Below are 23,069 nucleotides of genomic sequence, written 5' to 3' on the forward strand. Positions count from 1 at the left end.
AAACACCCCCGATTTCCTCGGAGACACAACACATGAAAAGACGCGACATCCTCCTCTCGTCGCTGGCCGCTGCATGGACCGGCAGTGCCTTTGCGCAGATCGGCAGCGCGCCGGTACGCATTCTCGTGGGCGCGCCCGCGGGCGGCTCGACCGACACGCTTGCGCGCTCGCTCGCCGTGAGCATGGGGCCGGCACTCGGCCGCACGGTCATCGTCGAGAACCGGCCCGGCGCGGGCGGCAACATTGCCGCCGATGCGGTGGCCAAGGCCGCGCCCGACGGCAACACGCTGCTGATGAGTTTCACCAGCCACGCGATCAACGCCACGCTCTACCCGACGCTGCCTTTCGATCCGGTAAAGGACTTCACTGCGCTCACCTGTGTGGCCACTTCACCCTCGATCCTCGTGGCGCACCCGTCGGTGCCCGCCAAGGACGTGCGCGAGCTCATCGCGCTTGCCAAGTCGAAGCCCGGCCAACTTAACTTCGCGATCGGCGCGGTGGGCTCGTCGCTCCACATGGCAGGCGAGGCGTTCAAGATGCAGTCGGGCGTGGACATCGTGAACATTCCCTACAAGGGCACCTCGCCCGCGGTGCAGGACGTGCTCGCGGGCCAGGTGCAGCTGATGTTCGCGGCCGTGGGCAACGTCAAGGCGCACATCCAGGCCGGCAAGCTCAAGGCGCTGGGCGTCACCACGTCCAAGCGGCTGCCGGCGTTTCCCAGCGTGCCGGCGATTGCCGAGGCACTGCCGGGCTATGAGTCGAGCGCATGGTTCGGGCTCTTCGGGCCGGCCCACATGCCTGCCGAGCGGGTCAGGCAGATCGGCGATGCCGCGCGCAACGCGCTGCAGCAGGCCGACATGCGACAGCGCCTGGAAACCGAAGGCGCGATTCCCGTCGGCAATTCGACCGAGCAGTTCTCAGCCTTCGTGCAGAGCGAAATCACGCGCTGGGCCCAGGTGGTCAAGTTCTCGGGAGCCAAGCCGGAATGACGTTGAAGGCTCCAACCCGCGCGCCGGCCCAGACGCTGGCGCAGAAGCTCATCGCACGCGCGAGCGGACGCGAGCGGGTGTCGGTGGGCGAGATCGTCACCTGCGGCGTCGACCTGGCGATGTTCCACGACTCATCGGGCCCGCGGCGCCTCAAACCCATGCTCGAGGAACTGGGCGCGCAGATCTGGGACCGCTCGCGCGTGGTTCTGGTCATGGACCACTACGTGCCCGAGCGCGACGACGACTCGCGCCGCATCGTGCGCATCGCGCGCGATTGGGCGCGCGACCAGCAGCTGCCGCATGTGTACGACAGCCAGGGCATCTGCCACGTGGTGGTGCCGCAGCACGGCCACATCCGCCCCGGCATGCTGTGCGTGGGCGGCGATTCGCACTCGCCCACCGGAGGCGCGTTTGGCGCCTACATGTTCGGCATCGGCAGCACCGAGATGCTGGGCGTGATGGTGACCGGCGAGATCTGGCTGCGCGTGCCCGAGACCATCCGCATGTGGTGGGACGGCGCATTGCCCGCAGGCGTGACCGCCAAGGACATGATGCTGCACATGATCGGCCGCTTCGGCATGAACGGCGGGCGCTACCAGGCGGTCGAGTTCGCGGGGCCGGCGGTTACCGCGCTGTCGATGCAGGAGCGCATGACGCTCTCGAACATGAGCGCCGAGCTGGGGGCGCAGGCCGGGTTGATCGCGCCCGACGCGACCACGGCCAAGTTCTTGGCCGGCGCAGGCGCACCGCCCGTCGACATGGCGCCGTGGTTTACCGACGAAGACGCCGCACTTACCGACCATCGCTTCGATGCCTCCACGCTCGAGCCCTACGTTGCCGCGCCGCACAGCCCGGCCAACGCGCACGGCGTGAGCCGTTACGCGGGAACGCCGGTCGATGTGGCCTACATCGGCGCCTGCACCGGCGCCAAGCTCGACGACCTGCGCGCCGCTGCGCAGGTGCTGCGCGGGCACAAGGTGGCGAGCGGCATTCGCCTGATCGTGGCGCCCGCGAGCATTCGCGACCAGGAACAGGCGCGTGAAGAGGGCGTGCTGCAGGTGCTGATGGACGCGGGCGCCGAGCTGTTCCCCACCGCGTGCGGCGCATGCTCCGGCTACGGCGACCCGATGGGCGACGACGTCACCGTCATCTCCACCACCGCGCGCAACTTCAAGGGTCGCATGGGCTCGCCGACCGCGCAGGTCTACCTGGGCTCGCCCTATACGGTGGCGGCGGCCGCATTGCGCGGCTTCGTGACCGACCCGCGCGAGGTACTCGCATGAAAGACCAGACCCTGCACCGGGTGTGGCGCCTGGGCGCCGACATCGACACCGACGCGCTCGCGCCCGGCCACGCGATGAAGCACGGCATCGACATCATCGCCAGGCATTGCCTGGAGGCCATCCGCCCCGATTTCGCAAGCCAGGTGCAACCGGGCGACGTGATCGTGGCCGGCCCCAACTTCGGCATCGGCTCCTCGCGCGAGCAGGCTGCGGCCGTGCTCGTGCAACTGGGCGTCGGCGCGGTGATCGCACCGTCATACAGCGGGCTCTACTTTCGCAATGCTTTCAACGTCGGCCTGCTGCTGTTGACCTGTGCCGAAGCCGAATCGCTGGTCGATGGAGAACGCGTCGCGCTCGACATCGCGGCTCCCGCGGTCGTTTCGTCCCAGGGTACGCGGCTGGCATGCGAGCCCGTGCCGGATTTCCTCATGGACATGGTCCGCGCCGGCGGACTGATGAATCAACTGCGCCAGCGCGCCGGCGCCACGCTTATCCAGAAAGCAAGCAATGCCTGAACCTTCTTCCCCCACGGGCACCCTCGACCCGGTCACGCTCGCCGTACTGCGCGGCCGCCTCGAGCAGGTGGCCGACGAGATGGACGCCACGCTCTACCGCAGCGCGTTCAACCCCATCATTGCCGAGGCGCACGACGCCTGCCACGGGCTGTACGACGCGGCAAGCGGCGACACGCTGGTGCAGGGCAAGTCGGGCCTGCCGGTGTTCGTGGGCGCCATGGCCTTTGCGGTGCGCGCCACCATGAAGGCGGCCGAGCCGCGCGGAGGCATGAAGGACGGCGACATCTGGATCAGCAACGACGCGTACGACGGCGGCACGCATGCCAACGACTTCAAGCTGGTCAAGCCGTTCTTTCGCAACGGCAAGCTCTACTGCCACATGGCCTCGGCCGCGCACTGGCACGACGTGGGCGGCGCAGTGCCCGGCAACTACAACCCTGCGGCCACCGAGTGCTGGCAGGAGGCGGTGCAGATTCCGCCGGTGCGCATCGTGCGCGGCGGCGTGCTCGATGCCGACGTGCTCGCCATATTGCAGGCCAACACGCGCCTGCCCGATAGCCTCTGGGGCGACCTGAACGGCCAGCTCGCCGCGCTGGAGCTCGGCGAGAAGCGCCTGCACGGCCTGCTGGACGAATACGGCGACGACCTGGTGCTGAGCGCATTGGGCGAGCTGCGCGGCCGCGCGCTGCGCCTCATGCGCTCGCACATCGCTTCGCTGCCCGACGGGCGCTACAGCTTCGAAGACGTGCTGGACAACGACGGCATTACCAACGAGCCGCTCACCATCGCGCTCGACATGACGGTGGCTGGCGACCGGCTGCTGCTCGACTTTTCACGCACCTCGCCGCAATGCGCGGGGCCGGTGAACATCTCGCGCGCCACTGCGGTGGCCGCCTGCTACGTCGCGCTGAAGCACCTGTTTCCCGACGTGCCCGCCAATGCCGGCGTGCTCGACGCGGTGGACTTCGACATTCCCGACAAGCTGGTGATCAGCTGCGAGCGCCCGCGCCCGGTCGGCGGCTACACAGAAACCATCCTGCGCATGATCGACGTGATCTTCAGCGCCGCGGCGCAGGCCGACCCGACGCGCGCGGTGGCGCAGGCCTACGGAACGATCAACGCGCTGTCGATAGCCGGCCACCGCAGCGACAAGGGGCGCGAAGGCCAGCGCTGGGTAATGTTCAGCTTCTTCGGCGGCGGCCATGGGGGCCACTCGGGCGGCGACGGGCTCTCGCACGGCAACGCGCCAATCTCCACCGCGACGATTCCGCCGCTCGAGATTCTCGAAGCCGCGTACCCGGTGCGCTTTACCGAATGGTCGCTGCGCGCCGATTCGGGCGGCGACGGCCGGCACCGCGGCGGCCTGGGCGCCGTGTACGAAATTGAACTGCTGGAGAAAGACGCCGAGGTGTTCGTCTTCGGCGAGCGCGGCACTTCTCCGCCCAAGGGCATTGCTGGCGGAGGCGAGGGTGCGGTCAACAGGTTCAGCTACGAAAACGCCGGCGAGTGGCATACGCCGCCCATGGTGTCGAAGATGCGCGGCATCCAGCTTGCGCGCGGCGAGCGCGTGCGGCTCGAAACGCCGGGCGGCGGCGGCTGGGGCCATGCGGCCGGGCGGACCGCGCCGGAGCGCCAGGCTGACAGCGCGATGGGCTATGTGACCACCGGCACCCATGCTGGAACCAATGCCGGCAGCAGCGACAAGAAAGCGTCCGAATGACTTCCACCGGTAAATCCCTTGTCGTCGGCGTCGATGTCGGCGGCACCTTCACCGACCTCTTCGTGCTCGACGAGGCCAACGGCACGGCGCGCATCGTCAAGGTGCCCTCCACGCGCGGCGAGGAAGCGCGCGGCTTCATGAACGGCGTGGCGCGCGTGACCGATTCGGCCGCGGCCATTGCCACCATCGTGCACGGCACCACGGTCGGCACCAATGCGCTGCTCGAACGCAAGGTGGCGCGCACCGGCATCATCACCACGCGCGGTTTTCGCGACGTACTGGAGATGCGCCGCCGCGACCGCCCCGAGACCTGGGGCCTTCGCGGCAGCTTCACGCCCGTGGTGCCGCGCGACCTGCGCCGCGAGGTGGACGAGCGCGTGCTGGCCGACGGTACGCTGCACACCGCGGTCGACCTCGAACAGGTGCGTGCCCAGGCGCGTTCGCTGCTCGAGGCCGGCTGCGAAGCCGTGTGCGTGTTCTTCATCAACACCTACGCCAACCCCGAGAACGAGCGCCTTGCCGTCGCAGCAGTGCGCGAGCTGTGGCCCAACCCGCACGTCACTTCGGCCTGCGAAGTGCTGCCCGAGATCCGCGAGTTCGAGCGCTGCTCGACCGCCACGCTCAACGCGGCGCTGCAGCCGGTGGTGGGCAGCTACCTGGGACGGCTCGAGTCCGACCTGCGCAGCCAGGGCTTCGCGGGTGAATTGCTGGTGGTGCAGAGCAACGGCGGCGTGATGTCGCGCCAGACTGCAAGCGACCTGCCGGTGCGCACGGCGCTCTCCGGCCCGGCGGCCGGCGTGATTGCCTGCGCGGCCATTGCGCGCGCGGCGGGCTTTCCGAACGCGATCACCGGCGACATGGGCGGCACCTCGTTCGACGTGTCTCTGGTCGCAAACGGCGAGGCCGCGCTGGCTGCGCAGACCGCCATCGAGTTCGGCATGGTGATCCGCTCGCCGATGATCCAGATCGAGACCATCGGCGCGGGCGGCGGCTCCATTGCCTCTGTCGATGCGAGCGGCATGCTGCAGGTGGGGCCCGAGTCGGCCGGCAGCGTGCCCGGGCCGGCATGCTACGGACGCGGCAACACGCGCCCCACGGTGACAGATGCCAACGTGCTGCTGGGGCGCATCGCGGCGGACCGTCCGCTCGGCGGCGGTTTGCTTGCGGCACTGGATGCGGAGAAGTCGCGCCAGGCCATCGAAGAGCATGTCGCGCGGCCGCTGGGCCTGGACGTGCATGCCGCGGCCGAGGCGATTCTCACCGTGGCCAATGCGCGCATGGCGGGGGCCATCCGTCTCGTTTCCATCGAACGCGGCCACGACCCGCGCCGCTTCGCCTACATGCCCTTCGGCGGTGGCGGCGCGCTGCATGTGTGTGCCATGATGCGCGAGGTGGGCGTGGCAACGGGCATCGTTCCGCGCTACCCCGGCGTGACCTCGGCGCTGGGCTGCGTGATGGCCGACATGCGCCATGACGCGGTGCAGACGCTCAACAAGCCGCTGACCGAACTCGACGTGGGCGATGTGCAGCGCCGCATCGACGAACTGGCGGCAGGCTGCCAGCAACGCCTCGATTCCTCGGGCGTGCGCTTCGACGAAGTGCGCGAGGTGATCGCGCTCGACATGCTCTACGCAGGCCAGACGCACACGCTGCCCGTGGTGCTCGCCGATGCGGGCAAGGCGCCGCTCACGGCAGCATCCATCCGCGCCGCATTCGAGGCCAGCTACACCGCCGCATTCGGCCGTGTGCTCCAAGGCATCCCTGTGCGCGTGATGAACCTGCGCTATGCGCGCATCGGCGTGCGCCCCAAGTTCGACCTGAAGGTGCTCGCTCCCGAAGGGGAGGGCAGCACCGCGCCGCTGGGCACGCAGCGCGTGTTCCACCACGGTCAGTGGCACGAGGCCGTGCGCTATGCGCGGCTCGATCTGCCGGTAGCCGCGCGCATCGAAGGGCCCGCAATCCTCGAACAGGCCGACACCACCGTGTGGCTCGAGCCCGGCTTCCACGCCGAGGTGGATGCGCACGGCAACCTGCTGGTGAGGTTGTCATGAGCGAAAGGGCGAAACCTGACGCGTCGAAGACGGCGCTGGTCATCATCGACCTGCAGAACGACTTTCTGGATGCCAAGGGCGCCTATGCGCGCGGCGGCGACACCAACCCGCCGGCGCTGCTGTTGCCTGCGCGCGTGGCCGCAGTGGCGCGTGCGCTCAAGGCGGCGGGCGGCCTTGTCGTCGCGAGCCAGTTCACGCTGTGGCCCGATGCCAACGGCGAGCCCATGGTCTCGCCGCACCTGAAGGCACTGCGCCCATACCTGAAGAAGGGCGACTTCGCACCCGGCAGCTGGGGCCAGGCGAACGTCGATGCGCTGGCCGGGCTCATCGACGCGACGGTCAGCAAGGTGGCGTACTCGGCCTTTTTCAACACGCAGCTCGACTGGGTGCTGCGCCGCGCGGGCATCGACACCGTGGCGGTCTGCGGCGTCGTCACCAATGGCGGCGTCGCGAGCACGGTGCGCGATGCGCACATGCGCGACTACCGCACGCTGGTGCTCGCCGACGGCTGCGCGGCCTTCGGCGAAGAGCGCCACCAGACCTCGCTGGCCGACATGCGCAATGTGGCCGAGGTAACGGACTGCGCGGCCTTCACCGCATCGCTCGCATGAGTGCAGGCCCCACGCGCCTCATCCGCCGCGCGGCACGGTTGGAGGCTGATGCGCACGTGTCGGTCGCCATAGTCGGTGGCGGCGCCTGCGGACTCACGGCCGCGCTGATGCTGGCCGATGCGGGCGTGGAGTGCGTGGTGCTGGAGCGCGATGTGCTGCCTAGCGGATCGACCGCGCTGTCCTCGGGTTTCATTCCCGCGCCCGGCACCCGAACGCAACTTGCGCACGGCGTGCAGGGCGACAGTGCCGGGCGCTTTGCCGCCGATATCCAGGCCAAGGCGCACGGACGCGCGGCGCCTGCCTTGGTCGACGCCTATGCGAGGTCCATCGGTCCGGCGCTCGACGCACTGCAGGAGCGGCACGGGCTGCAGTGGATGCTGCTGGACGGCTTTCTCTATCCGGGGCACAGCGTGCATCGCATGCACGCGCTGCCGCAGAAGACCGGTGCCGCGCTGATGGCCGCGTTGCAGTCGGCGGTAGAGGCAGCAGGCGTTCCCGTGCTGACGCGGGCGCTGGTCGATACGCTGGTGCTCGATGCCGAAGACCGCGTGATCGGCATCGACTACACGAGGCCCGACGGCAGTCGTGAAACGCTGGCCTGCGACGCGCTGCTGCTCGCCTGCAACGGCTTCGGCGGCAATGCGCAGATGGTGAGCGCGCTGCTGCCCGAGATGGCCGAAGCCACCTTCGGCGGGCACGCCGGCAACGACGGCAGCGCGATCCTCTGGGGCGAGTCGCTCGGCGCGCGGCTGCGCGATCTCGGCGGATACCAAGGCCATGGCTCGTGGGTCACGCCGCAAGGGGCGCTGATGTCATGGGCCGTGATGATGGAAGGCGGCGTGCAGGTCAATTGCGAAGGCCGGCGCTTCCATGACGAGACGCAGGGCTACTCGGAGGCCGCGGTGCATGTGCTCGCGCAGCCGGGCGGCATTGCGTGGAACGTGTTCGATATGCCGCTGCTCGCATTGGCGCGCGGCTTTCCCGACTTCTGCGATGCGGAAGCTGCAGGTGCGCTGCGCCGCTGCGAATCGGTCGCGGCGCTGGCGGACTGCATCGGCTGCGAGCAAACCGTTCTGCAGGCCACGCTCGATGCGATGCACGGCAACGACCTCTCGTCCGACGGCCGCGTGTTCGCACGCGCACTTCAAGCACCGTACTTCGCGGTGAAGGTCACGGGCGCGCTCTTCCACACCCAAGGCGGCCTCGACACCGCGCCCGACATGCGCGTGCTGCGCCAGGACGGCGCGCCCTTCGCCAACCTGCTTGCGGCCGGTGGCGCGGCGGGCGGGGTGTCGGGTGACGCGGTGTGGGGCTATCTCTCCGGCAACGGCCTCTTGAGCGCCGTGGCCGGCGGCTACATCGCGGCGCGCACCGCCGCCGCATTGATCCATTCGACGAAAGCGTCCAGATGACGAACCTCTCCTTCAAGACCCGGCTCGCGCGCAACGACATCGTGCTCGCACCCGGCGTGTATGACGCGCTCAGCGCATTGGTGGCCGAGCAGGCCGGCTTCGAGGCGCTGTACCTCTCGGGCGCCTCCATCGCCTACACACGGCTGGGCCGCTCCGACGTGGGCCTGACCACCTTCACCGAAGTGGCCGACACGCTCGCTCGCATCACCGAGCGAGTGAACCTGCCGGTGATCGTCGATGCCGACACCGGCTTTGGCAACGCGCTCAACACGCAGCGCACGGTGCGCGGCTTCGAGCGCGCGGGCGCGGCGATGGTGCAGATCGAGGACCAGACCTTTCCCAAGCGCTGCGGCCATCTCGACGGCAAGGCCGTGGTGCCCGAGCGCGAGATGGTCGGCAAGCTCAAGGCCGCACTCGACGCGCGCACCTCGAGCGACACGCTGATCCTCGCTCGCACCGATGCGGTGGCTGTCGAAGGGCTGGAGGCTGCGCTCGACCGCGCCGAGGCGTACCTCGCCTGCGGCGTGGACGCACTCTTCATCGAGGCGCTGCGCTCGCCCGAGCAGATGGATGCGGCCTGCCGGCGCTTCGCAGGCCGCGTGCCGCTCCTGGCCAACATGGTCGAAGGCGGCAAGACGCCGATCCAGGACGCGGACGCGCTGCAGAAGCACGGCTTTCGCATCGCGATCTTTCCGGGCGGCACGGCGCGCGCGGTGGCGCACACGCTGCAGGGCTACTACGCCAGCCTGCACCGGCACCGCACCACGCAGCCGTGGCGGCCGCAGATGCTGGACTTCGACGCGCTCAACGACGTGATCGGCACGCCGGAGCTGATGCGCATCGGCCAGAAATACGACTGACGTGCCGCGGGTGCTGCGCCCTCAGCGCAGCACCCGGATCAGCTCGTCGTACACCAGCCGCACGCGCGCCGGCACCGGAGCGCGCTGCGGGCGGTAGACGTTGATCGGCCAGGGCTCCGGTGCATCGGCCTCCAGCACGGCCACCAGCGCACCCGTTTGCAGCCATGGTTCCGCCAGCGGCGCGATGAGCTGGCCGAAGCCCACGCCGGCCAGCACGGCGGCACATTCGGCATCGATGTCGTCGGTCACGAAGGCCGGCGACGTCACGGTAACGACCCGCCGTTTGCTGAAGGCCCACGGCCAGGGGCGGCCCGAGCTCATGTCGATCAGCGCGGTGAGCGGCAGCGCCGAAAGCGCATCGAGGCTCTGCGGCGTGCCGACCCTTTCGACGAGTGCCGGCGCGCCCACCACATGCAGCGGCATTTTTCCGACGGTGCGCGCGACAAAGCGCGCGTCGCGCATCGGCCCTACGCGGATGCCGATGTCGATCTGCTCGTCGACCACGTCGGCATGCTGCTCGGACAGGCGCAGGTCGAGCACCAGCCCCGGGTGAGCCGCGAGCAGCGGCGCGAGCGCCTGCGGAATGAGCCGTGCATACATGTGCGGCGCCGTGACCCGCACCGTGCCGGCGTGGCGGGACAGCGTGCGCCGGTCGATCTGGTGAAACAGCTCGTCCACGCCGCCCACAGCCGCACGGGCGCGCTCGGCAAGCTGCCGGCCGAAATCGGTGAGCTGCACACCCCGCGTGCTGCGGTGGAACAGCGGCTCGCCCAGTTCTTCTTCAAGCTCGCGCACGGCGCGCGTCACGACCTGGGGCGATACCGACAGGCGCACGGCCGCCTCGCGAAAGTTGGCGGCATCTGCGGCGGTGCAGAACACGCGCAGGGCTTCAAGGCGGTTGGCCATGGTGGTGCTCTCCGGAGGGTCAAGAGAAAGAGTATTCCATTTTCAGGAATTCTGAAGTCGCAAGAGTTTCATTTACGGGAACGCGTGGATTTTTCACACTGCGTGCACTTCCTGTTTTTCTTCATTACTCCGAAAGGAACTTCCATGACATCCGTTCAAGACAACATCCGCGGCAAGGTTGCCATCGTCACCGGCGCGAGCAGCGGGCTCGGCGAATCGACTGCCCGCCACCTGGCCGCACGCGGCGCCAGGGTGGTGCTTGCGGCGCGTCGCACCGACCGCCTCGACAAGGTGGTCGCCGAAATCCGCGAGGCTGGCGGCGAAGCGATTGCCGTTGCCACCGACGTGGCCCGGCGCGCCGACCTGGAAAAGCTCGCGGCCGCGACCGTTGAGACCTTTGGCCGCATCGACGTGCTGGTCAACAACGCGGGCGTGATGCCGCTTTCACCCATCGACAAGCTCAAGGTCGACGAATGGGACCGCACCATCGACGTCAACATCAAGGGCGTGCTCTACGGCATTGCCGCGGTGCTCCCGCGCATGCAGGCCCAGGGAAGCGGCCACATCGTCAACGTTGCATCCATTGCGGGGCTGAAGGTGTTCACGCCCATCGGCACCGTGTACAGCGCAACCAAGCACGCGGTGCGCGCCATCTCCGAGGGGCTGCGCGTGGAAATGGGCAACAGCGGCGTGCGCGTGACCATCGTGTCGCCCGGTGCGGTGGATTCGGAACTCAAGTTCGGCAGCAGCGACGCCGAGAGCGCCGCCGGCGTGCAGGCCTTCTACGAAGCCAACCAGATTCCGGCCGATTCCGTGGCCCGCGCCGTGGTCTATGCGGTGGAGCAGCCCGCGGACGTGGACATCAACGAAGTGGTGCTGCGGCCGGTTGCGCAGGAGTTCTGATCGGGAAGGGGCCGGTGACGGCCCCGAGTGCATCGATTAACCTTCAACCGCGGAAGGGCATTGACATCGAAAAGCGGAAAGCCCCTGCAAAATAGAACGACCGTTCGTTTTATTCGGAGCTCCCACGATGTCTGTCAATGCCGTTCCCGCCAAGCCGGTCCGTGCCGCCCAGAAGGGCCAGCAGACCAAGGCCGTCATTGTTGACGCGGCGCTGGCGCTGGCAGCGCAGATCGGGCTCGAGGGCCTGTCGATCGGCGCGGTGGCCGAGATCACCAAAATGAGCAAGTCGGGCGTTTTCGCCCACTTCGGTTCGCGCGAGGAACTGCAGATCTCGGTGGTGCGCGAGTATCACGCACGTTTCGAGCAAGAGGTGTTTTTTCCGGCGCTCGAGTCGCCTCGCGGTCTGCCTCGCCTGCGCGCCATGTTTGCCAACTGGATGAAGCGCACCTCGGCCGAGATCGACTCGGGCTGCATCTACATCAGCGGCGCCTCCGAGTTCGACGACCGCCCCGGCCCGGTGCGCGATGCGCTCGTGGAGTCGGTCAGCATCTGGCAGGCGGCCGTTTTGCGCGCCATCGTTCAGTCGAAGAGCGAAGGCCACCTGCGCGCCGACGCCGACGAGCGGCAGGTTGCCTTCGAAATCCACGGCCTGATCCTCGCGCTGCACTACGAAGCACGCTTTCTGCAGGTGCCCGGCTCGATCGGCCGGGCGAACACCGGCTTCGACAACATCCTTGCGCGCAGCGCCACGCCCGATGCGCCGCCTGCTGCCCAGCCGGCAGCCGCAAAACCTGCTGCCCGCCGGCTCAAGCCCGTGCGCTGAGCAGTCCCGTTTTTTTTCGTTTTCCTTTTTCCTTTTTATCCAAGTTTCGACCAGGAGAGTCCCGGATGCCTACCTACAACCCGCCCGTACGCGACATGCAGTTCGTGCTGCACGAAATGCTCAACGTCGCTGATGAACTCAAGGCGCTTCCGGCCCATGCCGAGACCGATGCCGACACCATCAACGCGGTGATCGAAGAGGCTGGAAAGTTCGCGGCCGAAGTCACCTTCCCGCTCAACATCAGCGGCGACGAAGAGGGCTGCACGCTCGACAAGACCACGCATGAAGTCAAGACCCCCAAGGGCTTCAAGGACGCCTACGCCAAGTACGTCGAAGGCGGCTGGCCTGCGCTGTCGTGCGACCCGGCCTTCGGCGGCCAGGGCTTGCCGTTCGTGGTGAACCAGTGCCTGTTCGAAATGCTCAATAGCGCGAACCAGGCCTGGACCATGTACCCCGGCCTTTCGCACGGCGCCTACGAGGCGCTGGTGGCCCACGGCACCGAAGAGCAGAAGAAGACCTACCTCCCCAAGCTCACGAGCGGCGAGTGGACCGGCACCATGTGCCTGACCGAGCCGCACTGCGGCACCGACCTGGGCCTGCTCCGCACCAAGGCCGAGCCGCAGCCCGATGGCAGCTACCGCATCACCGGCAGCAAGATCTTCATCTCGGCCGGCGAGCATGACATGGCCGACAACATCATCCACCTGGTGCTGGCCCGCCTGCCCGATGCGCCCAAGGGCAGCAAGGGCATCAGCCTGTTCGTGGTGCCCAAGTACAAGGTCAAGGCCGATGGTTCGCTCGGCGAGCGCAATCCGATCTTCTGCGCCGGCCTGGAGCACAAGATGGGCATTCACGGCAACGCCACCGCGCAGATCGTGATCGAAGGCGCCACCGGTTCGCTGGTGGGCGAGCCCAACAAGGGCCTGCAGGCCATGTTCGTGATGATGAACGCCGCCCGCCTGGGCGTGGGCAACCAGTCGCTGGGCCTTACCGAAGTGGCTTACCAGAACGCACTGGCCTACGCAAAAGACCGCACGCAGATGCGCTCGCTCTCGGGCGTAAAGGCCAAGGACAAGGAAGCCGACCCGATCATCGTGCACCCCGACGTGCGCAAGATGCTGCTCACTGCCAAGGCGTATGCCGAAGGCGGCCGCGCGCTGCAGATCTTCTGCACGCTGCTGCTCGACAAGGCGCACAACCATCCCGACGAAAAGGTGCGCAAGGACTCGGACGAACTGGTTGCGCTGCTCACGCCCATCGTCAAGGCCTTCATTACCGACAACGGCCACATTGCAACCAACGCCTGCATGCAGGTGTTCGGCGGCCACGGCTTCATCAAGGAATGGGGCATGGAGCAGTTCGTGCGGGACAACCGCATCAACATGATCTACGAAGGCACCAACACCATCCAGTCGCTCGACCTGCTGGGCCGCAAGGTGCTGGGCAACAACGGCGCGTCGCTCAAGAAGTTCGGCAAGCTCGTTGCGAAGCTGGTCGAAGAAGAAGGCGTGAACGAGAAGATGGCCGAGTTCATCAACCCGATTGCGGGCCTGGGCGACCAGCTCACCAAGTTCACGACCGAGATCGGCTTCAAGGGCTTCCAGAACCCCGACGAAGTGGGCGCCGCCGCTGTGGACTACCTGCGCGTGGCCGGCCACTTCGTGTTCGGCTACCTGTTCGCACGCATGGCACAGGTGGCACTGCGCGAAATTGCCGCCGGCAACACCGATCCCTTCTACGTCGCAAAGCTGCAGACGGCTCGCTTCTACTTTGCCAAGCTGTTCCCGGAGACGGCAACGCTGATGCGCACGGCGCGCGCCGGCAGCAAGGTGCTGATGGACACGGAAGCCGCGCTGGCCTGAGGCCGCCCATCTACGTTGAGATCGTTCAATCGGAGCCGCTCATGAAAACGACGCTTGCAGCCATCGTCCTTGCTGCCATTTCTGCCACGGCCATGGCGCAGAGCACTCCGGTGGGCCTGTGGCGCAACGTCGACGACAAGACCGGCGAGGTCAAGGCCGAGATCCGCATTGGCGAGGCCGGCGGCGCGCTCATCGGCCGCATCGAGAAGACGCTGAAGAAGGACACCAAGCCCGACGCGATCTGCGAGGAATGCACCGACGACCGCAAGGGCAAGCCCATTGCGGGCCTCGAAATCATCCGCGGCGGCAAGAAGGCCGAGGGGAAAGACGTCTGGGAAGGCGGAAAGATCCTCGATCCCGAGAACGGCAAGGAATACCGCGCGAGCTTTACGCCCATCGACGGCGGCAAGAAGCTCGAGGTGCGCGGATACCTCGGCCCCTTCTGGCGTACCCAAACCTGGACCCGCATTCCTTGACCCACCCCCGTAGCTGCTCACTTCTTGTGGCAGCCTCCCCCTTGAGGGGGCAACACCGGTGGCCCGGCAAAGCCGGTTCCACGGTGTTCCCCGAATTGATTCAAAACTTTAAAGCCCAGCTATGTCCCGATTTCAAGTGAAGAAGGTCGCCGTGCTCGGCGCCGGCGTGATGGGCGCGCAGATTGCGGCCCACCTCGTCAACGTGCGCGTTCCGGTCGTACTGTTCGATCTGGCCGCCAAAGAAGGCCCCAAGAACGGCATCGTCACGCGCGCCATCGACAACCTCAAGAAGCTCAAGCCCGCGCCGCTCGGCGACGTGGCCGATGCGGTGCTCATCGAGCAGGCCAACTACGAAGATGACCTGGCCAGGCTCGGCGAGTGCGACCTCATCATCGAGGCCATTGCCGAGCGCATGGACTGGAAGCTCGACCTGTACAAGAAGATCGCGCCGCACGTCGCCAAGCATTCGATCCTGGCCTCGAACACCTCGGGCCTCTCGATCACAAAGCTGAGCGAAGCGCTCCCTGAAGCGCTGAAGCCGCGCTTCTGCGGCATTCACTTTTTCAACCCGCCGCGCTACATGTTCCTGGTGGAACTGATCAACACGCCCACCACCGAACCGAAAGTGCTCGACGACCTCGAGGCTTTCGTTACCAGCACGCTCGGCAAGGGCGTGGTGCGCGCGCACGACACGCCCAACTTCATTGCCAACCGCGTCGGCATTGCCGGCATGCTGGCCACGCTGAAAGAGGTCGAGAAGTTCGGTCTTACGCCCGACGTGGTGGACGACCTCACCGGCAAGAAGCTGGGCCGCGCAAGCTCGGGCACCTTCCGCACGGCCGATGTCGTGGGCCTGGACACCATGGCCCACGTCGTCAAGACGCTGCAGGACAACCTCGACGAGAAGAGCGATCCGTTCTACGCCAACTTCTCGACGCCGCCAGTGCTCGCCAAGCTGCTCGAACTGGGCAACCTGGGCCAGAAGACCAAGGCCGGTTTCTTCAAGAAGGCAGGCCGCGACATCCTGCGCTTCGACCTGAAGAGTGGCGAGTATGTGCCCGCAGGCGCCAAGGCCGACGAGGTGTATGGCCGCATGCTCAAAAAGCCCGCGGGCGAGCGCCTGAAGCTCTTGCGCGAGAGCGAAGGGCCGGAGGGCCAATTCCTGTGGGCCATTCTGCGCGACAGCTTTCACTATGCGGCCGTGCACCTGGAGACCATTGCCGAGAGCGCACGCGACATCGACTTTGCGATGCGCTGGGGCTTCGGCATGAAGCAGGGCCCGTTCGAGCTCTGGCAAGAGGCTGGCTGGGCGCAAGTCGCCAGGTGGGTGCAGGAAGACATCGATGCCGGCAAGGCGCTGAGCACCGCACCACTGCCCAAGTGGGTGTTCGAAGGCGCGGTGGCCGAGGCCGGCGGCGTTCATACGCCGGAGGGTTCGTGGAGCGCGTCGCAAGGCAAGTTCGTTCCGCAGCGCAAACTGCCTGTGCACGACCGCCAGCTGTTCCCCGAAAGCGTGCTTGGCGCCAACGCGGCCGATGCCAGCACAACCGGCACCACCATCAGCGACGAAGGCGATGTGCGCGTGTGGACGCTCGACGGTGAAGTGCTCATTGCCAGCATCCATTCGAAGATGCACGCCATCAGCCCCGATGTGGCCGAGGCGCTGGGCGCCGCTGTAGACCTGGCCGAAGCCGAATACAAGGGCCTGGTCATCTGGTCGCCCGACGAGATGTTCTCGGTCGGCGCCGACCTGCAGGCAATGCTGCCGGCCTTCGTGGTCGCAGGCATCGGCGCGGTCGAAGGCGCTGAGGAAGAGCTGCAGAACGTGATGCTCAAGATCCGCTACGCCAACGTGCCGGTGGTTTCCGCCGTGCGCGGCATGGCGCTGGGCGGCGGCTGCGAGCTGGCCGTGTATTCGTCCAGGCGCGTGGCGGCGATGGAAAGCTACATCGGCCTGGTCGAAGTGGGCGTGGGCCTGATCCCCGGCGCGGGCGGCCTGACCTACATTGCTCGCCGCGCGGCCGAGAACGCAGCGGCATCGACGGGCACCGACCTGCTGCCCTTCCTTACCGAAGGCTTCACCGCCGCGGCCATGGCCAAGGTGGGCACCGGCGCTCTCGATTCGAAGAAGCTCGGCTACCTGCTCGAGAGCGACGTGATCGTGCCGAACAAGGACGAGCTGCTGTACGTGGCGCTGCAGCAGGCCAAGGCCATGGCCGACGCCGGCTACCGCCCGCCGCTGCGCCGCACCTTCCGCGTGGCCGGCCGCAGCGGTGCCGCGACGATCAAGGGCCAACTGGTGAACATGCGCGACGGCGGCTTCATCAGCGCGCACGACTTTCACATTGCCAGCCTGATCGCCAATGTGGTGACCGGCGGCGACGTGGACGCCGGCTCGTTGGTGACCGAGGAATACCTGATGACGCTGGAACGCAAGGCGTTCTGCTCACTCATCGTGCATCCGAAGACGCAGGAGCGGATCATGGGGATGTTGAGCACGGGGAAGCCGGTGCGGAACTGACCTGCATTTCTCCTTCCCCTCCGGGGGAAGGCAGGGATGGGGGCTCTCCAACCAAACACGATGCGAAACCAGTCCACGCCCAACGCACGCGCAAACGCGCAAGCGCTTCGCCGCGAGATGACGGACTCCGAGCGCAAGCTCTGGGCCGGGCTGCGCGCGGAACAACTGGGTGTGAAATTTCGACGTCAGCACCCGCTGGGCAACTACATTGCCGATTTCGCATGTTTGGCACCGAAGCTGATCGTCGAGCTCGACGGATCGCAGCATCAGGTGCAACAAGGCTACGACGAGCGGCGCGACGACTTCTTCCATGCACAGGGTTTCGATGTGTTGCGCTTTGCATCGAACGATCCATTCACCAATCTTGATGGGGTTCGCCAGGCCATCGCCAACAGGCTTGTCGAATTGACGCCGTCGGCCCCCATCCCAGCCTTCCCCCGGAGGGGGAAGGAGCAAGAAAATCCAGGAGCCTCTTCATGAGCAGCAAACAAATCCAAGACGCCTACATCGTCTCCGCCACCCGCACCCCCATCGGCAAGTCGCATCGCGGCTACTTCCGCAACTACCGCCCTGACGACCTGCTTGCAACAACGCTCAAGGCCGCGCTCGCTGCCGTGCCGGGCCTCGATTCAAAGGCCATCGAAGACATCATCTGCGGCTGCGCAATCCCCGAATCGCAGCAGGGCTTGAATGTCGCGCGCATCGGCGCCGTGCTGGCGGGCCTTCCCACCAGCATCGGCGGCATTACCGTGAACCGCTTCTGCGCTTCGGGGCTCTCTGCAGTGCAGATGGCCGCGGACCGCATCCGCGTGGGCGAGGCCGACGTGATGATTGCGGCCGGCGTCGAGAGCATGAGCATGGTGCCGATGATGGGCAACTCGCCGTCGCTCTCGCCCTCCATCTTCGAGCGCGAAGGCGACGTGGGCATTGCCTACGGCATGGGTCTTACGGCCGAGAAGGTTGCGCAGCAATGGAAGGTGAGCCGCGAGGCGCAGGACGAGTTCGCGCTCGCCTCGCACCAGAAGGCGCTGGCCGCGCAGAAGGCGGGCAAGTTCACGGATGAGATCACGCCCATCGAGGTGACCGACCGCACGCCCAATCTCGAGACCGGCGAATCGATTGCGAAGACCCGCACCGTGAATCTCGACGAAGGCGCCCGCCCCGACACCAGCCTGGAGGGCCTGGCCAAGCTGCGCACGGTGTTTGCCGCACGCGGCACCGTGACGGCAGGCAACAGCTCGCAGACGTCGGACGGCGCGGGCGCGCTCATCCTTGCGAGCGAGAAGGCGGTCAAGCAATACGGCCTTACGCCGCTCGCGCGTTTCGTGAGCTTTGCAAGCAAGGGCGTGCCGCCGCACATCATGGGCATCGGCCCGATCGAGGCGATTCCTGCTGCACTGCGCTACGCAGGCCTCAGGCACGAGGACATCGACTGGTTCGAACTCAATGAAGCTTTTGCCGCGCAATCGCTCGCAGTCATCAACACGCTGGGGCTCGATCCGGCCAAGGTCAACCCGATGGGCGGCGCGATTGCGCTCGGCCACCCGCTTGGCGCGACCGGCGCAATCCGCGCGGCCACAGTGGTGCATGCGCTGCGCCGCGAGAATCTGAAGTACGGCATGGTCACGATGTGCGTAGGCATGGGACAGGGCGCCGCCGGCATCTTCGAGCGCGTGTAGGCGGCTACTGCGCAGGCGATCTGCGGCGTTGCGGGGCCCGTCGGGAAATCCTCACGACCCTGAAGGTCGCTCCGGTTTCCCGCCACCCGCGGCTTGCATCTCATCCCGCTCACTACGCCGGAAAGGTTGCGGTCGTGGTTCAAAAAACGAAGGAGACAAACGATGCAGGCACAACAACTCTCGGTCGACAACGGCGTGCAAGTGGCCGTACGCCGCTACGAGCCGGCGGGTGAACCGCATGCCAGCATCGTCATCGGCGGTGCCATGGGCGTGCGGCAGTCTTTCTACGAACCCTTCGCGCAATGGCTTGCGCAGCAGGGCCTGCAGGTGTGGACCTTCGATTACCGCGGTTCGGGCGACTCGCGCAACGGCGCCTCGCTGCGCGGCTTCGAGGCTGATCTGTTCGACTGGGCGCGCGACTACGAGGCCGTCATCGACGCTGCAAAGACTGCAATGCCGGAGCAGCCGCTGTACCTGCTAGGCCACAGCCTCGGCGCGCAGCTGCCGGGCTTCCTGCAGCGGCCGGAGCAGGTCGACGGCTTGGTCAGCATTGCTGCGGGCAGCGGCTACTGGCGCGAGAACGCGCCCAAGCTCAAGCGCAGCATTCTTTATTTCTGGTTTGTGCTGGTGCCGCTGGTCACGCGGCTGTGCGGCTACTTTCCGGGCCGCAAGCTCAAGAAGGTGGGCGACCTGCCGCGCGGGGTCATCATGCAATGGCGCCGCTGGTGCCTTCATCCGCGCTACAGCGTGGGTGCCGAAGGCGAAAGCGCGGTGCAGAGCTACGGGCGCGTGCGTTTTCCGGTGCTCGCACTGTCGATGACGGACGACGAACTCATGACGCTTGCCGGCACCGAAAGCCTGGTGAGCTTCTATGCGGGCGCGCCGCGTGCCGTGGAGCGCATTGCGCCCGCCGACGTACAGGTGCGGCGCATCGGCCACTTCGGCTTTTTCCGCGAACAGTTCAAGAGCAGCCTATGGCCGAGCACCATCGACAAGCTGCACCGGCTGGCCGCGATTACCGCGGTGCAGCAACCCGGCGTCCCGCACACGACTGCATGACGCCACGCATCGGAGGCACACTGCAAATCACCATGAGTACGCATCCCTTCGACAAAGCCCTGGCGCTGCAGCACAGCGACATCCGTGCCGGTCATTTCACCGGCGCCACCAGCCCCGACTACTGGAACATGGTCGGGCCCTTCGGCGGCGCCACGGCGGCCATTGCGCTGCAGTCGGTGCTGCGGCACCCCGACCTGCTGGGCACGCCGCTCGCGCTGACCGTCAACTTTGCGGCCGCGCTCGAAGCCGGCCCATTCGACGTGCAGGCCACGCCTGTGCGCACCAACCGGTCGACGCAACACTGGACAGTGCAGATCACCCAGCCGGGAGCGAACGGCGCGCCGAACATGACGACCACTGCCACGGTGGTCACGGCGGCGCGCCGTGAAACGTGGGGCGAAAGCGACATGCCGATGCCCGAGGTGCCGCCGCCCGAGGCGGTCAAGCGCTTCAGCATCGGCCCGGCCGGCGTGGCCTGGCTGGACCGCTACGAGATGCGTCCAATCAGCGGCGGCATTCCCGCGAAGTGGGACGGCAACCTGCAGCACAGCGAAAGCCGGCTCTGGCTGCGCGATGCGGAGCAACGGCCGCTCGACTTCTGCTCGCTCGCGGCGATGAGCGACATGTTCTACCCGCGCGTGTGGCTGCGCCGCGCCAAGCATGTGCCGGCGGGCACGGTGTCGATCACCACCTACTTCCATGCCGGGCCGGACCAACTGGCCGAGGTCGGCACCGGCTACCTCTTGGGCCGTGCGGTGGGGCAGCAGTTCTTCAACGGCTTCTTCGACCAGGCGGCCCACCTCTGGAGTGAGAAGGGCGTGCTGCTCGCGACGTCGAACCAGATCGTCTACTACAAGGAATAGCGAGAGAACGCCCATGCAAAAAACCGCACTCATCATCGGCGCCGGAGATGCCACCGGCGGTGCCATTGCCCGCCGTTTCGCTCGCGAAGGCTATGCCGCCTGCGTGACGCGGCGAAGCCTGGACAAACTGCAGCCCCTGGTTGCGCAGATCGAAGCCGACGGCGGCCGCGCCCATGCGTTCGGCTGCGATGCCCGCAAGGAAGAAGAAGTGGTTGCGCTGGTCGAACAGATCGAATCGACCATCGGCCCCATCGAGGTGATGGTGTTCAACATTGGCGCGAACGTGCCCGAGAGCATCCTGACCGAAACGGCGCGCAAGTATTTCAAAGTGTGGGAGATGGCCTGCTTCTCGGGCTTTCTGAACGGGCGCGAGGTTGCCAAGCGCATGGTGGCGCGCGAACTCCCCAAAGGCGGGCACCGCGGCACGATCATCTTCACGGGCGCCACGGCATCGCTGCGCGGCGCTGCGAACTTCGGAGCCTTCTCGGGCGCAAAAATGGCGTTGCGGGCACTGGCCCAGTCGATGGCCCGCGAGCTCGGCCCGCAGGGCATTCACGTCGCACATGTGGTGGTCGATGGTGCCATCGACACCGAGTTCATCCGCACCAATTTTCCAGAGCGCTATGCGCTGAAGGAAAGCGATGGCATCTTGAACCCGGAGCACATTGCGGACAGCTATTGGATGCTGCATTCGCAGCCGCGCGATGCGTGGACGCATGAGCTTGATCTGCGGCCGTGGTCGGAGAAGTTCTGAGATGACTTCTTCGATTGTGCGCACTGAGCGTTGTTCAGGGCGCGCACCCGCCGACGGGGTACCTTTCTCCGCGAATGTCCCCCGGCCTGCGGGCTTCCGCCCCTCCTCCTTTGTTTCGCTGCGCAAGGCACCCCATCGACGGGAGCGTTGCAAAGAGCAGTGGTTGATCAGCGGTACACCAGCCGCGTGCCCCGGTGCACAGGGCATCGGGTGCTCCCCGCAGCGAAATAAAGGAGGAGGGGCGCAGCCCCGGGGGACATTCGCGGAGGGGAGTACCCGGTGGCCTTTGCACACGCCCTGAACAAAACGCCCCGAACAACAGCCTAAGAACAAAAGCCCCGAACAAGCGCCCCCAAAGGAGACCTCAATGAATAAGTCCGTAGATTTCTATTTCGACTTCGGCAGCCCCGCCGCCTACCTGGCCGCCACCCAGCTGCCGCACGTCTGCGCCGACACCGGCGCCGAACTCGTCTGGAAGCCCATGCTCCTGGGCGGCGTGTTCCAGGCCACCGGCAATCGGTCTCCTGCCGAAGTGGTGCCGAAGGCGCCCTACATGACCATCGACCTGCAGCGCTTTGCCAGGCGCTACGGCGTCCCCTTTGTGCACAACCCGCACTTTCCCATCAACACGCTGCTGCTCATGCGCGGCGCCACCGGCATCCAGATGAAAGAGCCGGCCCGCTTCGGTGCGTATGTCGACGCCATCTTCCACGCCATGTGGATCGAGCCCAAAAACATGAATGACCCGGCCGTCGTCGGCGCCGTGCTTCAGAATGCGGGCTTCGACGCCACTGCCTTGCTCGCGCTGGCCGGTTCGCAGGAGGTGAAAGGTCGCCTGAAAGCCGTTACGCAAGAAGCCGTGGAGCGCGGCGTGTTCGGCGCGCCCACCATGTTTGTCGGCGACCAGATGTTCTGGGGCCAGGACCGCCTGGATTTTGTGCGAGAAGCCCTCGACGCCTGAGCGTTGCGTCACCCGTTTTTATTCAAGGACCATTCCCATGAGCGACATCCTCGTTCACACCGAAGCCGGTGTGATGACCATTACCTTCAACCGCGTCGACAAGAAAAACTCCATTACCAGCAGCATGTACGCCGAGCTGGCCGATGCGCTGGCAACGGCCGAAAGCGATGCAGCCGTGCGCTGCGTGCTGATTCAGGGCGACCCGACGATTTTCAGCGCCGGCAACGACATCGGCGACTTCCTGAATGCCCCGCCCGCGGGCAAGGAGTCGCCCGTGTTCCGCTTCTTGCGCGGCATCGCCACCTTTCCCAAGCCCGTTGTCGCGGCCGTCTGCGGCCCGGCCGTGGGCATTGGCACCACCATGCTGTTCCACTGCGACCTGGTCTACGCGGGCGACAACGCGGCCTTCTCGATGCCTTTCGTGAACCTGGGTCTCTGCCCCGAGGCCGCCTCCAGCCTGCTGGTGCCGCAGATGCTGGGCTACCACCGCGCGGCCGAGGCACTGCTGCTGGGCGAGCCCTTCATGGCCGAGGCCGCGCTCGAAGTGGGCCTGGTCAACCGCATCGTGCCGCCGACCGAGGCCAACGCCATTGCCCAGGTGCAGGCTCGCAAGCTCGCGGCCAAGCCGCTGAGTGCGCTGGTCGAAACCAAGCGGCTGCTGAAAAAAGCACAAATGCCCGCCGTGCTCGAACGCATGGACGAAGAGGGCGCGAGCTTTGGCCGCATGCTGCGCGAGCCGGCCGCGCGCGAGGCCTTCGGCGCGTTCATGGAAAAGCGCAAGCCCGATTTTTCGAAGGTCTGAGGGACTTTTTCCCCCGGGC

At 66.7% G+C, this 23,069-nt stretch carries 21 protein-coding genes; 20 read left to right on the forward strand and 1 reads right to left on the reverse strand.

All coding sequences use genetic code 11. The features are described 5' to 3' along the window. Nucleotides 1-32 precede the first annotated feature (32 nt). Genes J2X67_RS13795 through J2X67_RS13830 form a run of 8 tightly spaced genes read left to right on the forward strand, consistent with a single transcriptional unit; the run spans nucleotide 33 to nucleotide 9,441 of the window. Complete coding sequence (locus J2X67_RS13795) at nucleotides 33-989, forward strand: tripartite tricarboxylate transporter substrate binding protein (RefSeq protein ID WP_309953812.1); 957 nt, start codon at nucleotides 33-35, stop codon at nucleotides 987-989. Next, nucleotides 986-2,272: a 3-isopropylmalate dehydratase large subunit gene (locus tag J2X67_RS13800; protein WP_309953813.1), complete on the forward strand. Its 1,287-nt coding sequence runs from the start codon at nucleotides 986-988 to the stop codon at nucleotides 2,270-2,272. The genes J2X67_RS13795 and J2X67_RS13800 overlap by 4 nt, the downstream gene beginning before the upstream one ends. After that, complete coding sequence (locus J2X67_RS13805; protein ID WP_309953815.1) at nucleotides 2,269-2,787, forward strand: 3-isopropylmalate dehydratase; 519 nt, start codon at nucleotides 2,269-2,271, stop codon at nucleotides 2,785-2,787. Before J2X67_RS13800 ends, J2X67_RS13805 begins: the two co-directional genes overlap by 4 nt. Beyond that, on the forward strand, nucleotides 2,780-4,507 hold the full coding sequence (locus J2X67_RS13810) for a hydantoinase B/oxoprolinase family protein (protein WP_309953816.1): 1,728 nt from the start codon (nucleotides 2,780-2,782) through the stop codon (nucleotides 4,505-4,507). Before J2X67_RS13805 ends, J2X67_RS13810 begins: the two co-directional genes overlap by 8 nt. Continuing rightward, the gene (locus J2X67_RS13815; RefSeq protein ID WP_309953817.1) at nucleotides 4,504-6,558 is read left to right on the forward strand and encodes a hydantoinase/oxoprolinase family protein; all 2,055 of its coding nucleotides are present in this window, start codon (nucleotides 4,504-4,506) and stop codon (nucleotides 6,556-6,558) included. The genes J2X67_RS13810 and J2X67_RS13815 overlap by 4 nt, the downstream gene beginning before the upstream one ends. After that, entirely contained in the window at nucleotides 6,555-7,169 is a 615-nt protein-coding gene (locus tag J2X67_RS13820; RefSeq protein WP_309953818.1) for an isochorismatase family cysteine hydrolase, read from the forward strand. The genes J2X67_RS13815 and J2X67_RS13820 overlap by 4 nt, the downstream gene beginning before the upstream one ends. Next, nucleotides 7,166-8,581 carry an FAD-dependent oxidoreductase gene (locus J2X67_RS13825; protein ID WP_309953819.1) on the forward strand — a complete coding sequence of 472 codons (1,416 nt, stop codon included), beginning with the start codon at nucleotides 7,166-7,168 and terminating at the stop codon, nucleotides 8,579-8,581. Before J2X67_RS13820 ends, J2X67_RS13825 begins: the two co-directional genes overlap by 4 nt. Further along, nucleotides 8,578-9,441, forward strand: a complete 864-nt coding sequence (locus J2X67_RS13830; RefSeq protein ID WP_309953820.1) for an isocitrate lyase/phosphoenolpyruvate mutase family protein — start codon at nucleotides 8,578-8,580, stop codon at nucleotides 9,439-9,441. Before J2X67_RS13825 ends, J2X67_RS13830 begins: the two co-directional genes overlap by 4 nt. Before the next feature lie 21 nt (nucleotides 9,442-9,462). On the opposite strand, the gene J2X67_RS13835 is transcribed toward J2X67_RS13830, so the two are convergent. After that, entirely contained in the window at nucleotides 9,463-10,347 is an 885-nt protein-coding gene (locus J2X67_RS13835; protein ID WP_309953822.1) for a LysR substrate-binding domain-containing protein, read from the reverse strand. Nucleotides 10,348-10,491: 144 nt separating this feature from the next. Between J2X67_RS13835 and J2X67_RS13840 the strand changes: the two genes are divergently transcribed. The 12 genes from J2X67_RS13840 (at nucleotide 10,492) to J2X67_RS13895 (ending at nucleotide 23,050) form a co-directional block, all read left to right on the forward strand. After that, a complete protein-coding gene (locus J2X67_RS13840; protein WP_309953823.1) occupies nucleotides 10,492-11,250 on the forward strand; it encodes an SDR family oxidoreductase in 759 nt (252 codons plus the stop codon). A gap of 127 nt (nucleotides 11,251-11,377) precedes the next feature. Continuing rightward, nucleotides 11,378-12,073 carry a TetR/AcrR family transcriptional regulator gene (locus J2X67_RS13845; protein ID WP_309953824.1) on the forward strand — a complete coding sequence of 232 codons (696 nt, stop codon included), beginning with the start codon at nucleotides 11,378-11,380 and terminating at the stop codon, nucleotides 12,071-12,073. Nucleotides 12,074-12,138: 65 nt separating this feature from the next. Further along, nucleotides 12,139-13,935 (forward strand): acyl-CoA dehydrogenase C-terminal domain-containing protein, encoded by a 1,797-nt coding sequence (locus tag J2X67_RS13850; RefSeq protein ID WP_309953825.1) that lies wholly within the window; start codon nucleotides 12,139-12,141, stop codon nucleotides 13,933-13,935. Nucleotides 13,936-13,976: 41 nt separating this feature from the next. Next, complete coding sequence (locus tag J2X67_RS13855; RefSeq protein ID WP_309953826.1) at nucleotides 13,977-14,411, forward strand: DUF2147 domain-containing protein; 435 nt, start codon at nucleotides 13,977-13,979, stop codon at nucleotides 14,409-14,411. Between the two features lie 121 nt (nucleotides 14,412-14,532). Then, nucleotides 14,533-16,932: a 3-hydroxyacyl-CoA dehydrogenase/enoyl-CoA hydratase family protein gene (locus J2X67_RS13860; protein ID WP_309953828.1), complete on the forward strand. Its 2,400-nt coding sequence runs from the start codon at nucleotides 14,533-14,535 to the stop codon at nucleotides 16,930-16,932. Nucleotides 16,933-16,992: 60 nt separating this feature from the next. Further along, nucleotides 16,993-17,412, forward strand: coding sequence for a DUF559 domain-containing protein (locus tag J2X67_RS13865; protein ID WP_309953829.1), 420 nt, complete (start codon nucleotides 16,993-16,995; stop codon nucleotides 17,410-17,412). Then, nucleotides 17,409-18,611, forward strand: a complete 1,203-nt coding sequence (locus J2X67_RS13870) for an acetyl-CoA C-acyltransferase (RefSeq protein ID WP_309953830.1) — start codon at nucleotides 17,409-17,411, stop codon at nucleotides 18,609-18,611. The genes J2X67_RS13865 and J2X67_RS13870 overlap by 4 nt, the downstream gene beginning before the upstream one ends. Nucleotides 18,612-18,773: 162 nt before the next feature. Further along, nucleotides 18,774-19,670, forward strand: coding sequence for an alpha/beta fold hydrolase (locus tag J2X67_RS13875; protein WP_309953832.1), 897 nt, complete (start codon nucleotides 18,774-18,776; stop codon nucleotides 19,668-19,670). A gap of 32 nt (nucleotides 19,671-19,702) precedes the next feature. Next, nucleotides 19,703-20,533: a thioesterase family protein gene (locus J2X67_RS13880; protein WP_309953833.1), complete on the forward strand. Its 831-nt coding sequence runs from the start codon at nucleotides 19,703-19,705 to the stop codon at nucleotides 20,531-20,533. A gap of 13 nt (nucleotides 20,534-20,546) precedes the next feature. After that, nucleotides 20,547-21,287, forward strand: coding sequence for an SDR family oxidoreductase (locus J2X67_RS13885; protein WP_309953836.1), 741 nt, complete (start codon nucleotides 20,547-20,549; stop codon nucleotides 21,285-21,287). 367 nt (nucleotides 21,288-21,654) lie between these two features. Next, the gene (locus tag J2X67_RS13890; RefSeq protein WP_309953838.1) at nucleotides 21,655-22,248 is read left to right on the forward strand and encodes a 2-hydroxychromene-2-carboxylate isomerase; all 594 of its coding nucleotides are present in this window, start codon (nucleotides 21,655-21,657) and stop codon (nucleotides 22,246-22,248) included. Between the two features lie 37 nt (nucleotides 22,249-22,285). Beyond that, nucleotides 22,286-23,050, forward strand: coding sequence for an enoyl-CoA hydratase (locus J2X67_RS13895; protein ID WP_309953839.1), 765 nt, complete (start codon nucleotides 22,286-22,288; stop codon nucleotides 23,048-23,050). Nucleotides 23,051-23,069 lie beyond the last annotated feature (19 nt).

Origin of the sequence: Variovorax sp. 3319, assembly GCF_031456585.1 — a bacterium.
Taxonomy (GTDB): Bacteria; Pseudomonadota; Gammaproteobacteria; order Burkholderiales; family Burkholderiaceae_C; genus Variovorax; species Variovorax paradoxus_P.

What these genes read in the sequence shown, in the direction of transcription:
- J2X67_RS13795 (WP_309953812.1), top strand. Translation starts at nt 33, where the DNA reads ATGAAAAGACGCGACATCCTCCTCTCGTCGCTGGCCGCTGCATGGACC.
- J2X67_RS13800 (WP_309953813.1), top strand. Translation starts at nt 986, where the DNA reads ATGACGTTGAAGGCTCCAACCCGCGCGCCGGCCCAGACGCTGGCGCAG.
- J2X67_RS13805 (WP_309953815.1), top strand. Translation starts at nt 2,269, where the DNA reads ATGAAAGACCAGACCCTGCACCGGGTGTGGCGCCTGGGCGCCGACATC.
- J2X67_RS13810 (WP_309953816.1), top strand. Translation starts at nt 2,780, where the DNA reads ATGCCTGAACCTTCTTCCCCCACGGGCACCCTCGACCCGGTCACGCTC.
- J2X67_RS13815 (WP_309953817.1), top strand. Translation starts at nt 4,504, where the DNA reads ATGACTTCCACCGGTAAATCCCTTGTCGTCGGCGTCGATGTCGGCGGC.
- J2X67_RS13820 (WP_309953818.1), top strand. Translation starts at nt 6,555, where the DNA reads ATGAGCGAAAGGGCGAAACCTGACGCGTCGAAGACGGCGCTGGTCATC.
- J2X67_RS13825 (WP_309953819.1), top strand. Translation starts at nt 7,166, where the DNA reads ATGAGTGCAGGCCCCACGCGCCTCATCCGCCGCGCGGCACGGTTGGAG.
- J2X67_RS13830 (WP_309953820.1), top strand. Translation starts at nt 8,578, where the DNA reads ATGACGAACCTCTCCTTCAAGACCCGGCTCGCGCGCAACGACATCGTG.
- J2X67_RS13835 (WP_309953822.1), bottom strand. Translation starts at nt 10,347, where the DNA reads ATGGCCAACCGCCTTGAAGCCCTGCGCGTGTTCTGCACCGCCGCAGAT.
- J2X67_RS13840 (WP_309953823.1), top strand. Translation starts at nt 10,492, where the DNA reads ATGACATCCGTTCAAGACAACATCCGCGGCAAGGTTGCCATCGTCACC.
- J2X67_RS13845 (WP_309953824.1), top strand. Translation starts at nt 11,378, where the DNA reads ATGTCTGTCAATGCCGTTCCCGCCAAGCCGGTCCGTGCCGCCCAGAAG.
- J2X67_RS13850 (WP_309953825.1), top strand. Translation starts at nt 12,139, where the DNA reads ATGCCTACCTACAACCCGCCCGTACGCGACATGCAGTTCGTGCTGCAC.
- J2X67_RS13855 (WP_309953826.1), top strand. Translation starts at nt 13,977, where the DNA reads ATGAAAACGACGCTTGCAGCCATCGTCCTTGCTGCCATTTCTGCCACG.
- J2X67_RS13860 (WP_309953828.1), top strand. Translation starts at nt 14,533, where the DNA reads ATGTCCCGATTTCAAGTGAAGAAGGTCGCCGTGCTCGGCGCCGGCGTG.
- J2X67_RS13865 (WP_309953829.1), top strand. Translation starts at nt 16,993, where the DNA reads ATGCGAAACCAGTCCACGCCCAACGCACGCGCAAACGCGCAAGCGCTT.
- J2X67_RS13870 (WP_309953830.1), top strand. Translation starts at nt 17,409, where the DNA reads ATGAGCAGCAAACAAATCCAAGACGCCTACATCGTCTCCGCCACCCGC.
- J2X67_RS13875 (WP_309953832.1), top strand. Translation starts at nt 18,774, where the DNA reads ATGCAGGCACAACAACTCTCGGTCGACAACGGCGTGCAAGTGGCCGTA.
- J2X67_RS13880 (WP_309953833.1), top strand. Translation starts at nt 19,703, where the DNA reads ATGAGTACGCATCCCTTCGACAAAGCCCTGGCGCTGCAGCACAGCGAC.
- J2X67_RS13885 (WP_309953836.1), top strand. Translation starts at nt 20,547, where the DNA reads ATGCAAAAAACCGCACTCATCATCGGCGCCGGAGATGCCACCGGCGGT.
- J2X67_RS13890 (WP_309953838.1), top strand. Translation starts at nt 21,655, where the DNA reads ATGAATAAGTCCGTAGATTTCTATTTCGACTTCGGCAGCCCCGCCGCC.
- J2X67_RS13895 (WP_309953839.1), top strand. Translation starts at nt 22,286, where the DNA reads ATGAGCGACATCCTCGTTCACACCGAAGCCGGTGTGATGACCATTACC.